10 protein-coding genes are annotated in these 12,795 nt (G+C 40.6%); 1 reads left to right on the forward strand and 9 read right to left on the reverse strand.

Features of this window, described 5'->3' with window-relative positions:
- Positions 1–41 precede the first annotated feature (41 nt).
- The 7 genes from RV00_RS04420 to pbp4 form a co-directional block, all read right to left on the reverse strand.
- The gene (locus tag RV00_RS04420) at positions 42–1,934 is read right to left on the reverse strand and encodes an endonuclease MutS2 (protein WP_071861391.1); all 1,893 of its coding nucleotides are present in this window, start codon (positions 1,932–1,934) and stop codon (positions 42–44) included.
- Between the two features lie 652 nt (positions 1,935–2,586).
- Positions 2,587–4,467 carry an asparagine synthase (glutamine-hydrolyzing) gene (gene asnB, locus RV00_RS04425; protein WP_071861392.1) on the reverse strand — a complete coding sequence of 627 codons (1,881 nt, stop codon included), beginning with the start codon at positions 4,465–4,467 and terminating at the stop codon, positions 2,587–2,589.
- Between the two features lie 187 nt (positions 4,468–4,654).
- A complete protein-coding gene (locus RV00_RS04430) occupies positions 4,655–5,686 on the reverse strand; it encodes a hypothetical protein (RefSeq protein ID WP_071861393.1) in 1,032 nt (343 codons plus the stop codon).
- Positions 5,687–6,535, reverse strand: a complete 849-nt coding sequence (locus RV00_RS04435; protein ID WP_071861394.1) for a hypothetical protein — start codon at positions 6,533–6,535, stop codon at positions 5,687–5,689.
- A gap of 456 nt (positions 6,536–6,991) precedes the next feature.
- Positions 6,992–8,038: a DUF1002 domain-containing protein gene (locus RV00_RS04440; RefSeq protein ID WP_071861395.1), complete on the reverse strand. Its 1,047-nt coding sequence runs from the start codon at positions 8,036–8,038 to the stop codon at positions 6,992–6,994.
- A gap of 332 nt (positions 8,039–8,370) precedes the next feature.
- Entirely contained in the window at positions 8,371–8,553 is a 183-nt protein-coding gene (locus RV00_RS04445; RefSeq protein WP_071861396.1) for a hypothetical protein, read from the reverse strand.
- Positions 8,554–8,608: 55 nt separating this feature from the next.
- Positions 8,609–10,633 (reverse strand): penicillin-binding protein PBP4(5), encoded by a 2,025-nt coding sequence (gene pbp4, locus RV00_RS04450; protein WP_071861397.1) that lies wholly within the window; start codon positions 10,631–10,633, stop codon positions 8,609–8,611.
- Between the two features lie 67 nt (positions 10,634–10,700).
- Here pbp4 and RV00_RS04455 point away from each other — a divergent pair, with 67 nt between their 5' ends.
- Positions 10,701–11,243 carry a guanylate kinase gene (locus RV00_RS04455; protein WP_071861398.1) on the forward strand — a complete coding sequence of 181 codons (543 nt, stop codon included), beginning with the start codon at positions 10,701–10,703 and terminating at the stop codon, positions 11,241–11,243.
- On the opposite strand, the gene RV00_RS04460 is transcribed toward RV00_RS04455, so the two are convergent.
- Positions 11,223–11,882, reverse strand: a complete 660-nt coding sequence (locus RV00_RS04460) for a GNAT family N-acetyltransferase (protein ID WP_084133229.1) — start codon at positions 11,880–11,882, stop codon at positions 11,223–11,225. The genes RV00_RS04455 and RV00_RS04460 overlap by 21 nt on opposite strands.
- Before the next feature lies 1 nt (position 11,883).
- Entirely contained in the window at positions 11,884–12,789 is a 906-nt protein-coding gene (locus tag RV00_RS04465) for a sce7725 family protein (RefSeq protein WP_071861399.1), read from the reverse strand.
- Between the last annotated feature and the right edge of the window lie 6 nt (positions 12,790–12,795).

The following is a 12,795-nucleotide window of genomic DNA, read 5'->3' on the forward strand; positions in this document are numbered from 1 at the left end:
GCAAAGAGGGTCTATGACAGCAACTGTCATAGACCCTCTTTTTAATTTTGCTGCTGGCGTTCTGCAGCGGCTTTTCTAAGTTTCCGTTGGGCTTTTTTAGAACCACGATCGATATCGCGGCGCTCCTTACGCGCTTGAAAATCTTCAAATAGATTTTCAACATCATAATCAGCTGGATACAATTCTGTCGCACGAAATTCCAATTTGATTCGCCGCTTAGGAACTTCGATAAATTTGTCCTCAAAGAAGACTGAGACATTTTCACTAAATGGAATTTCTTGGTAGATCAAAGCCGGTTGCTGTTGCTCTAACAAGAAAACTTTGTCCCCTTTATAGTAAGTCATTGTGGGAATCGCGGTATTTGTCTTATCGGATTCTTTGACTTTAAAATTCTTTTTCTCTAACTGATAATTTCGGTCAACAAAATAGTTTTGAGCTTTCTCGATGATTTTGTCATCAATTGCCATTTTTTTGGCGATCCACAGTGCATTGCTTTCGCCGGTTTGGCCAATCAACAGGCGATATTTGGGCGTAAGCCGTTCGGCATCAAAGTCCATAGCAGCTGTAATAAAGTCGGGATGCTCTTCAGCAAAACGCTTGATTTCGCCGTAGTGGGTCGTTGTAATCAAAATACTGCCCTTTTGATAAAATTCTTCCATAATCGCTATTGCCAACGCGGCACCTTCATTTGGCTCAGTACCACTACCTAGCTCATCTAGTAGAATAAGGCTATTTTCATGGGCCTGCCGCAGAATGGTTGAGATATTTTGCATATGACCGGAGAAGGTACTCAAGGCATTTTCAATACTTTGGGCGTCACCGATATCAACAAAAATTTGATCAAAAATAGCGATCTCAGAACCTGCTTTAGCTGGAATCTGTAACCCAATCATCGTCATTAAGGTCAATAGAGCGACTGTTTTTAAGACCACTGTCTTGCCGCCGGCGTTAGGCCCGGTGATTGTTAAACCACGGTAGTCTTTGCCAATGGTCAAGTCTAGCGGCACAGCATGGTCGATCAGCGGATGAGTCGCTGCAACTAAATGAATATAGCCACGAGCATTTATTTTTGGTGTTAGACCTTTTAACTCGCGACTGAATTTTCCACGAGCAAAAATCTGATCGAACTCAGCGATAATCTCAATGCTTTGCTGTATCATTGGCAAGGCTTCTGCCAATAGCCCGGTTGAGGTCGCCAAAATTTGATAAACTTCCGCCTCTTCGGTCATTTTATGGTACGTCAGCTGTTCATTCCAGCGACTGACACTACTAGGCTCGATATAAGCCGTCGTCCCCTTACTAGAAAGCTCAACGATTGTTCCCTTGACTTGCTTTTTGTACGCGGCTTTGATCGGTACGGTAAAAATATCGTTTCGCTTAGAGATAATGGCTTCTTGTAATTTCTCTTTATTTTGTCGAATGAATTTTTTTAGTAATTCTTGGATCTTATCCTCTGTTTCAGCAATGTCTCGTCGCGCACGTCGTAATTCACGACTCGCGTTATCAACGACCCGTCCGTTACGAATAACTTGATAAATCTCTTCTTCGATTTCTTGGAAATCATTTAATCCTTGCCCGTAACGATTCAGTAATGGAGCGATACTTTGATTTTTTTCAAAAAATTGGCGAATCAAGCGCAGACTGCGAAGAAAATCGGCATACTCTAACAATTCAGATGGTGTTAAAACAAAGCCCTTTTCAAGCTGTTTCGTTATGTGTTCTGCGCTTTGCAAGCCCATAAAGGGAACGTGCAGTCCACTATCTAAAAGTTTTTTAGCTTCTTCCGTTTCGTTCAGTCTTTTTTCGACAACTGATAATTTAGAATGGGGCTGTAAATTGTCGATCAACGTTTTTCCAAAACTGCTAATCGCATAGTTAGCAAGCTGTTGTTTGATTTCAATAAATTGTGTTTTTGTAAATGTTTCGTTATTCATGGTCTCTCCCTTTCGTTTAAGACCCTATCAAAGCTAAGGCAGACTTAACAAAATATAATCGCAGTCGTTAAAAAGTGGGACTGATAGCTAGTTTGAACTAAAGTACTCACTTTTCACTACGTATATGATTTTACTAAATGCGCTGAAGCACATAGTAGAACTCGCAGTCGACTCCAAAAATATGAAGGAAAATAAATTCCTATCAGAATTTATTTTTTTTAGTCGTCGACATATCATCCAACTAGACTTCTCACTTAAAGAATCAGTGATATTAATATACTTATTCCTTAGGGCAACGAGCTGCGAAAAGTTGTAAGGACAGCTAGTTTAAACTAAAGTACTCACTTTTCCAAGTTCAGGAAAAGTGAATTTAATCTTCACTACGCTTACGATTGCTCTAACCTGCTAAAGCAGGAAGAGCAACTCGCAAAAAAAGCTATAGAGATTCCTCTCCATAGCTTGAAATGATTCATCCGCTTTGATAGGTATCTAATTTGGCATGCAAAATAAACTGTTAGACAACAGGATTTTTTGCTATTTAGTTACTCCAAATTAAATAACTACACTCACCAAGACACCTCATTATATTTGTTAAGTTTCCTTGTTACTAGCATAACCTGACAGATATTAATTGTCAAATTGAATGAAAAAATTACGCAATTGTTGCTGGGACTGGTTTGACACCATCGTTGATGAAATAAACTTGATACCACGTTAAGAAGGTGTAGATCGTCCAGATTTTACGACGACCGTCTGCTGTTCCAGCGAAATTATCGTCTAATAATTTTACGATCTTATCTTGATCAAAAAATTCTTTCACGAAGTCTTGAGTAAAGACATCACGGACGATGTGATAATATTTTTCTTCACGCAACCAGTCTTTGATAGGAACTGGGAAGCCTAGTTTCTCACGATTGTACCATTCTTCTGGCAAATGACGTGCAGCTGCTTGGCGGAAAGCGTATTTTGTATTTTCAGCATTGATCAAGTATTTCGTAGGAACGACCTCTGAAACCTTCATCAATTCTTTATCTAGTAATGGAACCCGAACTTCTAATGAGCTGGCCATTGATAATTTGTCAGCTTTCAAAAGAATATCCTTTGGCATCCATTGGTGCATATCCAAATATTGCATTTTTTTGATTTCGGACATGTCTTGAACTTTTTCGTAATGCACATCCACGATGTCTTTGATCGTAGGGCTTTGTTGGAATTCAGGTTGTAAATAATCAACAGCTTCATCTTCTTCAAAGACTCTAGCTTGACCGATGAAGAATTCTTCAGCCGGTGCTAATGACGTATACAAATGCAACGCACCTTTGAAGGTTTTGCCTTTCAACCCTTTAGCGATCGAGTAGCGCATGCCTTTTGGTAATTTTTTCAAACCTTCAGCTACTACCATGACAGCTTTAGATCTTGTGTTCATCCCATAGGCTTGATAGCCGGCGAATAATTCGTCTGCTCCTTCACCACTCAAGGCGACGCGGACATCACGACTGGCAAGTTCGGCCAAGAAATACAAAGGTACACATGAAGGGTTTGAATCAGGCTCATCCAAATGGTATTGGATCAGCGGGAAATATTCAAAGGCTTCATCTCCAGTAACGACACGAGACGTATTATTTAAATCAATCAAATCCGCCAATTTCTTAGCTTCGATAGATTCATTATAGGATTTGTCGCCAAAACCGATCGAATATGAATGCTCTGGGCGTAATACAGCCGTTACATAGCTTGAATCGACCCCAGATGATAAGAACGAGCCAACTTCAACGTCAGCGATTCGGTGAGCTTCTACTGATTTCACAACCGTGTCATCAATCAAATCAACCGTTTCGTCTAAAGTCATATTGGTTTCTTGCTCTTTGGCATCCCAATATTGCTGGATATCCAGCTTGCCATCTTTATAAGTAAAGTAATGGCCTTCTTTGATCCGGTAAACATTCTTGAAGAAGGTTTCGTCTAAGGCTGAATATTGGAAGGTCATATAAGGCTTCAAGGCTTCTCTATTAAGCTCTTTGACAAAGTTTGGATGTTGTAAGAAGCTTTTGATTTCTGAACCGTACATGAACGTTCCGTTCATTAGTGCGTAATACAAAGGTTTAATTCCAAAATGATCACGGGCACCGAATAATTCTTGTTTTTCCGTATCCCAAATCACGAAGGCGAACATCCCACGGATTTTTTGCAACAGTTCTACACCGTATTCTTCGTAGCCATGTAGTAAAACTTCCGTATCGGCATGAGTCGTAAAGATATGTCCTTTCGCGATCAGATCTTCGCGAATGCTTTGATAATTATATATTTCTCCATTAAAGGTAATAATCTTTGTTTCATCTTCGTTTTTGATGGGCTGAGTGCCACCTTCAAGGTCAATGATACTTAGACGACGGAATCCTAAAGCTGCGCCTTCGTCGATAAATTGTCCCGCGCTATTTGGTCCGCGGTGAACAATCGTATCCATCATATTTTTAACAATTTGTTCTTTTTGCGTTGTATTTGAACGATCAATAAATCCTACAATTCCACACACAATCTCTACCCTCTTTCAAACATGGTAAATGATACTCTTTCATATCAACTTTCAAAGTATATCATACGATTTAATGACTTTCACGATTGAACGTGATTTCCTTGTAAAAAAAGGCGAAAACCTTAATAATTTTCAAAGGCCTCGTGAATTTGACGAAAAAAACTGTGCCAAGATTGGCACAGTTTCATTAATCCGTAATCGTTAACGGCACCAAGAAAGGATAGCTGCCAAAGAATTCAATCAGCGATTTATTTTTACGATCAGTATTTAACTTTAGGCTGCTAGTATGTGCAAGATTGTCTTGTTTGATAGTGACGGTTTGGTTGCCATCAAGAGCGACCAGATAACTGTCCTCACCAACTTTTTTAAAGTCATATTTTTCATTGTCCATCGTGGTAATGAAGATCTGATCTAAAACATCCACCGGTGTCTGGTGTTTCAACTGAACATCAAGATCTAACGGCTCGCTATTATCTAAAAGATTCTTATCAAAACTAAATCCGAGCTCCTTCATGTGGGCAATGACATCATTCATTTCACGGCTAAACATCGAGTTTTGTCCGCTAGTATAAATATGTTCATAGTAACAATCCTTCAACAGTGTTAAAACTGCGGTATCCAAGACAGTTACGGACATAGAAGCCGGATCAACCTCCATCAATTTGATTTTCTCGCTGCGAAGTTTGCCATCAGAGGTTGGCATCATGAAACTGAAACAGATTTTGTCCTCATTCGTTAAGCGATAGGATAGATTGAAATGTTTTGTTTCCCAGGTTGAAAATTCATTGGATGAGAGTTGTAGTCCGTGATTTTCTAACGGCTTGATCAACTCAAAGGTAAAGTACTCCATTAACGCCCCTTTAGCGATTGCCGAAGCAGATTCTTCCTCTTTCACAAAAATTTTCTTATAGTAATCCAACAGCGTTGTAAAATCCGATTCCATCAAAAGTTTGCGGAATTTCAAATCCGCTAATTCTTTTTCAGCATCGTCGATCAAGCTCAAAAGATCCTGATAATTCTGTTCGCGATTGTCATAATAATTCAAAGCGGACCCGCTGACTGGTTTGTCTTGTGCGGTCGTTTTAAGACTTTCAGTCCCGATGTCTTCCGCTGATTCTTCCGGGTGCAGAATCTCTTTTTCGCGAATATTTAATTCGGGCTCTTCAGTGTCTACTAAGGAATCATAGATTTGATTAATTCGATTCTTTTCTTCCGTCATTTATTCCGCCCCCTTGTTTAAAAAATCCACGATGAATTGGTCAAGTGCGGCATCCATCTCGTCTAAGCCGCCGAAGCGTTTGTTGATTAGGCGCAACTCTTTCAAAGCAATGGCTTGTTCCAACGCGAGTCCATACATTTTATTCGCTAACTCGATCTTTTGTGATTCACCAGATAATTGGTCGCCCACAAAAGGTGCCCACTGGCTACGTTGTTTTTTTAGTTCCTTTAAACGGGCCTCAACTTCTTCGACTTCTTCTTCGATCTTTTTCCGATTCATGAAGGTCTTTGTTTCCTCAAGCTCGGCTTTCTTCTTTTCTTCTTGAGCGATCTTGCTATCTAAATCTCGCAGCTCGGATTGAGCAGCAATTGTTTTCGCGTCAAAATTATCTTGCTGGTCTTGTAACTCAGCTAATTGCGCTTTATAGTCTCCGGCCATGACCCGTTTCCATTGGTCACGTATTTCAGGTAGAATTTTAATCGTTGGCTGCGTCGCATCGACCTGTAGAACGGTCCGATCGCGATAATAGCTTCCAATCTGATAGTTCATTAAAACAGGCGAAACAACCTCCCGCATGATCATAAATGGGAACGCCCTCTGGATTTCTTGATCTAATTTGCTAGTCAAGTAATTGTCGATCTCATGATTCATGTTGCTGGATTGTTGAATCGAGGCTGGCAGCTCTTTCCAATAGATGCGATAAACATCGCCCATTCGTTCCGCCGCCATCGCTTCTTCCAACTGTTTGATTTGCCCCATCAACCCGCCTAACACACCTGAAGCTGATTCCTTTACCGAATCAAATGACGTGTCGGTTTGATGCTCTTCCTTTTTTTCTGGAGTCTCCATCTAAGACCCTCCTTCTTGTTTAATAAATGCTATGAAAAGAAAGCTATTGCTTAGTTTTCTTTTATCCATTACGTTACGTGTCTCTCCAAATAACAACTCTGCTGCATTTTCTAAATGACCACCCATTCATTCAGCTTAGAAAATTGTTCAGTTTGCCTTAGAGTTTTCACGTATGAACCGCTATTCGCATTCAAAAGTGTTACTGCTAAAAATAATTATACGTTTGCTGATGTCAAATGCCAAAACATTTCACTTATCCGGTAATGAGGGGTACGGATTCTTTTAACAAAAAAAGCTGTAAATTTTATATATTATATCAAATTTCAACATAATTAACTGGTAATAATGAAACCACTCCTCTATTTTACCTTAGCGGAGCTCTAATGATAAGTCTAATCTGGCTTAGATAGCAAAAAAGATTGCGCCATTTCCGAAAATGACACAATCTTTATAACGTTAGTTCGTTAATCCGCTAAAGAAATCTTTGACCTGTTGCCATAGGTTGGCGAAGAAACCTTGATTGTCTTCAATCGTCCCTTTTAGTGAATCACCGAATTTTCCTAATTGGTCAGATAAATTGTTTACAGTATTTTTAAAATCGCCACTGATTTTATCTAATTGCTGAATGGATTCTTTATCCAGAACGCCATTTGTTGTTTGGTATTGCTGTCCTAGCGCCACTAATTTATTGATATCCTCTTTTGAGACATATTGTGACAAATTATTTTTTGCTAAGGCGTCATTGACGATTTTTTCAACGTCTTCTTTAGTCGCCAACTCTCCTTGTTTCTCTTTCAAGTCTGCTAAATCTTTTTTGATATCAACTAAGGTTTGGTTCAGTTGCGCCTTATAAGCGTCGTCGGCTTTTTCCTTTTCACTATCTGATAAGTTTTGATTTTGACTTTGTTCATTAGCATTATTGACGACTGATTGGGCGACATCAGAGGTCGTGTCTAATTCGGTTTGCGCTAATTGTGCTCGTTGCGGGTCAACCGTTTCACCGTTCGCCTCAAAGGCTTTATAAACACCCGTTAAAGCACTTTCGCCGGTTACTTTAACAACACTGGCAACTTTCACCGTTGCATCGGTAATCCCTGCAGTAACTAAAGGATTTTTGTATTGATCCGCTGTGATTTGAGTAATGTTTTGCGGTGTCAAAATTTTAACATTGATCCCTTTGCCTTGATCTTCTCGATTGACTACGACCGAGCTTAGCATGACACTGTCATCACCGCTACCATAGCCGAGATATTTTACCAGATCCACACCGGTGGCTTGTTCCATTTTGACGCTGTCTTGATTGATCCCAAGTTCATTCATCGTCTGATTGAGTTGTTGCTGATTTAAACCCGCTCCTGCCACAAAGGTCGGCTTACCCCAGCGTTCATTGATGACCGTCTCACTAGAAGTATCCTCTGCTTGAACCTTTGAAGTTTGACCGATTAGGCCAACCCCGAGAGAAAGGCCTAAGCTTGCTAATAAAATATATTTATGAAGTTTCATTTGTTTGCCTCCTGCATTTGATAGTTTTATTTTAGCTGATTTATGATCTTTCACTTAATAATAACTATATTTTTATAAAATAATTTACTAAGCTAAGAATCTTTTAAGCTTTTTTTCAGACTTTAGTTGGAGGAAAAAAAGCTTTTTTTATGGATTTGCCAAGAAAGGCTTTTGCGAACTCGCTCAGCTTATTGCCGATAAAGCTAGTTCGTGAAGCCAGACATGGCTAGACCTGCTGCAAAGCGACTTATTCATTTGAGAAATTTTAACTTTCTTTATATGGGATAAAAAATAAAACGATCAGCCATTTTGATCGGGCTGATCGTTTCGTTTTATTTTTCTTTCGTCGTGAAATGGATCTTGCCTTGGCTGTCGCGTTCCAAGTAAGTCGTTTCTTTAAGGTAGCTGAAATGCAGTTCCTTCAATGAAGAATCCTCCAGCATTTGTTCGTAGCCTTCAAAAATTGCTCGAATATATTGTTTATAGGCTTGCTTTTTTCGTTGTCGCTTGTTCATATGGCACCGTCCTTCTTGGATATCTTACCAAGCATCAGTGATTCAGACAAGTATTTTATTGATAGGTTTGTTGCAAATAAGTCAATAATTCTTTAGACAACTCAGTGGCCGAACTGCCTTCAGGCTTGTTCTCCAAAAATTCCACAACGGAATAATTTTGATTTTGGGTATCAAAAGCATACAAGAAGCTGTTTTCTTGCCCTTTTTCATCTTGTTTCTCTTTGATCTCCGCTGTTCCTGTTTTGGCCGCTAGTGGCAGATTCAATTCAGCCAAACTATGAGCCGTTCCATTTGCGTCACTGATCACTGCTTGCATGTCCGTTGTGATCGTTTCTGCTGACGCGGGTTTAATGACGTCTTTTTTAGTCTTAGTTTCGGCAGAAGCAAGTAATTTAGGATAGACTAGTGTTCCTTTATTGGGAAGAACCGAGTAAGTCGCAATTTGCTGGATTGGATTCATTAACAATTGTCCTTGCCCATAGCCGGTATCGGCTAACAGGATCTCAGAATTAAAAGAATCCTTATTAGAAATCTGAGCTTTATCCATTGCAATTGGCAAATCTAATTCTTCCCCAAAGATGAATTTGTTTAAACCATCGCGGAAAGTTTTTTCACCCATCTTCAAGGTTTCTTGCGCCATATAAATATTATCGGAATAAACCAAAGCAGTCTTTAAATTGACCGGACTGACATCTGAGACGCGGGTAACTTGATATGAGCCCCACGAGCTATCCTTCTGCCACTTCAATCCATTGATCGCCAATTCTTCATTAGGATCCAATGTTCCACTATCTAAACCAATCGCCGCCGTCACTGTTTTAAAAGTTGACCCTGGAGCATAGCCGGTAGCAAAGCGGCTCATAAAAGGTTGATTCTTATCATTGTTATATGCATCGTAATCCGCCTGACTGATACCGTTGGTCATTTTGTTTGGATCAAAGCTTGGCGAACTGACAGCAGTCAAGAGCTCACCGGTTTTTGGTGCCATTACGATACTAGAACCTGGCTGATTATTCAAGGAATTATAGGCAATTTGCTGCGCACGGGCATCAATCGTTAATTTGACGTTCTCCCCATTCTTTTTATCAATTTTTTGCAAAACTTTCTTTTCTGTTCCGTTGCTATCGGTTACAGCTAGTACGCCGCCATCTTTTCCGCGCAGTTGTTTGTCCAACGCTCGTTCTAACCCACTTCGGCCAATCAAGCTATCACTTGCCAGCTCTGGATTTTTTTTGATGTCGTCAGCGGTCACTTTGCCGACATAGCCGATTAATTGAGCAGCAGCTTCCTTCAATGGATAAGTCCGTCCTGTTGTTTGTTGGACTGTTAGGCCATCCGGTTTTTCTGTTGGTTGCTCAGCTGCTGTTTTAAGCGGAACGAAAAGATTCTCCTTGACCCAGCCTTGTTTTAAGGCAGCTTCAACCTCTTCTACTGTGATGCCGATACTTTTGGCGATGGCCTCGATTTTGGCAGAACGTTCGCTTTCAGTACCTAACTCTTTTGGTACGACACCTAATTGATAGACGGTCCCATTCGTGGCGATTCCTTGATCATTGCGGTCTAGAATTTCTCCACGCGTTGCGGCATCTACGCGATAATTGATCTTGTCTTTGCCACTCATTCCTGGAAAGATCAAATTCGGCTTCCAATTGATTTGTTTGCCGTCCTCAGACAGTGTCCCGCTGTATTTTTGATTTTTTAGCTGACCAAAGCCGGTATTTAATGAGAGTTGATAGCTAAACTGATAGTGATCGTCAGCCTTATCCACTTTTAAATCCTTCATTTTAATATTTGAAGCACTGATACCTGTAAAGATCGATTGGTATTTTTCTTGAACTTCCGCCTTAGAATAACCGCTATTCTTAAGGGAATCCGCATTCAAGTTTTTCGTAACAGCTGAATAATCGCCCTTTTGCAATCCTTTTACAAAGGCTTTGACGGTTTCTTCTCCGTGCTGCTTTACTTGGCTGGCTTGATAATAACGTACTCCGAAAAAGCCGGCGATGAGCAGTAAGACCACTCCACCGATTATTAGCGGTAATTTGTTGGCTGCTTTCTTATTTCGTGAACTTCTTTCCATGACAGAGTCCTCCCTAGCTTCTTTCGTCCACTTTCTTTATACTTAGAACAAAGGACGTGTTGTATCAATGAATCATTGTTATCTTTTTATCGGGCCTAGTGCTTCAGGAAAAACCAGTTTAGCTGAAGCGGCCTTTCGACCTGAACAAAAAATTATTTCTTACACAACTCGTGATCCGCGAGTAGCCGAAGAACACGGTCGTGATTACTACTTTGTTACCAAAAAACAATTTAAACAAATGGTCATTCAAGATGCCTTCGCTGAATACGATGTTTACGATGAGCATTACTACGGGATCGCCAAAGAAACACTACGCCATGCTCTAACACTTGGGGATTGTTATGACCCAATTACTGCTACTGGCTTTTTGAATTTGTATCGAGCTTTCGGTGAGCAAATGATTCCTGTTTGGATCAACATCTCTAAAGATACGATCATCCAGCGGTTAGAAAAACGAGCCAGCCCAGAGGAATTGGCGCGTCGCTTAGCACTTTATCAAGCAGATCAGGAGAACTATGACCGTCTCAAACAAATCCCTCAATTGATCGAAATCGATGGAGAAGCTTCACTAGCAGCGATGGTCCAAGAATTACGCCAACGGCTGAATTAATTGAAACGCTTTGCGCTCCCCATGCTCAAAGGGAAAATGAACCATTCCACAATATTTGAAGCCTAATTTTTCAATCAAGCCTAGCATCGGCTGATTGGCCGGATAGGTGTCGATACGAATGTCTTCATAGCCTAATACTTGAGCTTGGTGGATTGCAGCTTGCAAGACGGCTTTTCCAAGTCCACCGCCACGGTATTTTTGACTGACCGCTACGTGGTGCAAAGCTACGTAAGGTCCTTTATGCAGCCATTGACCTTCAATTGCTTCATAAACAGGGTCTTTATCCGCAATCAACGCCACTGTTCCAACGATTTCTTCATTCATTGTCAAAACATAGCTGGCTGCTTTACTGATATCTTGACGAATAACCGCTTCGTGGGGCTCACGACCATTTTGCCACTGGGGAGAGCCTTGTTGTTTCAAATATTCTTTCGCAGCTTGAATGATTTGATTGATCTCGGGAATATCCGCTGGTGTACTGCGGCGAAAGTTCCACTGAGCATCCTCCATCTCACCGCTTTTGGCTTCATCACCAAAGGAAAGAATCGCCTCGGCATCCTTTTTCCCAAGAAACCCCGCTAGCAGTTCCCCCATTTGTTTTGCTTGCCTGACGATAAAATCTTCATCTTCATAACCCATCTCAATTCCATCCTCTCTGCCAATGATCGCCTTGTTCCAAATAGGCACCGATCAACTCAAAATGATGGGCCAACGACCATTTCTTGATGCTCCCTAGTCCAGGGAATTTTTTTGTTTCCTGATACCCCAGCAACTCCTCCAGTCCTAGCGTTAGCAGTAATTGATCTTGATTTCGAAAATACCACTCTGCTAGTTTCGCTAGTGCCTCGAAAAACTTTTGGCTTTGATCTTTCGCACTCTCATTGCTGTCAGAAACAAAATGTTTCACTCTCAAATTAAGATACGCGTCGAAATACGTAATGTGTAGTGCGATTGCCCGGCTGGGTCCACCTTTATCAAAATAACGACGGCCTTCAATTGTGTAGTCACTGAAACCTTGAGGATTCGAGCTTTTATAAAGATGCTCATCGCTATAAAAATCATCTACTTTTTCAGCATAATTGGCAACATTTTTTTTCGTTTGAAAGGCTTCTCTTAGAAAAATTTTATTTGGCACATCCAAGATACGAAAACGACCTTGATCAGGAAGCAGTGTTAGCGCACTTGACTGGATTCTCGCTAACTTGTCAGCTTCCCGAGGAGAATGCTCATTAAAAACATAGATCTCTCCGACAAAAGGATTCTCTTTGGTCACAATCTCTCCTTGTTTTAAACTAGATTCAGGCTTCAGATCCCAGTCGAAGCGTCGTTGATCAAATAATTTAGCCGTCCCAACTTTGGGATTGGTAATTAAAAAACCAGTCAACTGTTCTTGGGTGAAAAGTTCAATGGTTTTCTGCAAAGTCGCTGAATCTCTGACTGGTTCAATGATCGGCTGGATCTTTGGAGACCAGCGTCTAGCTTGAATCAACGAATTGACCGCCAATAAATCAAATTGCTTTCCTCGTAAATAGGGATAATATTTCATAAAGCC

The sequence above is a fragment of the Enterococcus devriesei genome (assembly GCF_001885905.1).
In the GTDB taxonomy this organism is placed as follows: domain Bacteria; phylum Bacillota; class Bacilli; order Lactobacillales; family Enterococcaceae; genus Enterococcus_A; species Enterococcus_A devriesei.

Excerpts from the sequence above, each read along its gene's own strand:
- RV00_RS04430 (WP_071861393.1), bottom strand. The coding sequence starts at position 5,686 with ATGACGGAAGAAAAGAATCGAATTAATCAAATCTATGATTCCTTAGTA.
- RV00_RS04445 (WP_071861396.1), bottom strand. The coding sequence starts at position 8,553 with ATGAACAAGCGACAACGAAAAAAGCAAGCCTATAAACAATATATTCGA.
- RV00_RS04455 (WP_071861398.1), top strand. The coding sequence starts at position 10,701 with ATGAATCATTGTTATCTTTTTATCGGGCCTAGTGCTTCAGGAAAAACC.
- RV00_RS04440 (WP_071861395.1), bottom strand. The coding sequence starts at position 8,038 with ATGAAACTTCATAAATATATTTTATTAGCAAGCTTAGGCCTTTCTCTC.
- RV00_RS04435 (WP_071861394.1), bottom strand. The coding sequence starts at position 6,535 with ATGGAGACTCCAGAAAAAAAGGAAGAGCATCAAACCGACACGTCATTT.
- RV00_RS04420 (WP_071861391.1), bottom strand. The coding sequence starts at position 1,934 with ATGAATAACGAAACATTTACAAAAACACAATTTATTGAAATCAAACAA.
- RV00_RS04465 (WP_071861399.1), bottom strand. The coding sequence starts at position 12,789 with ATGAAATATTATCCCTATTTACGAGGAAAGCAATTTGATTTATTGGCG.
- RV00_RS04460 (WP_084133229.1), bottom strand. The coding sequence starts at position 11,882 with ATGGGTTATGAAGATGAAGATTTTATCGTCAGGCAAGCAAAACAAATG.
- pbp4 (WP_071861397.1), bottom strand. The coding sequence starts at position 10,633 with ATGGAAAGAAGTTCACGAAATAAGAAAGCAGCCAACAAATTACCGCTA.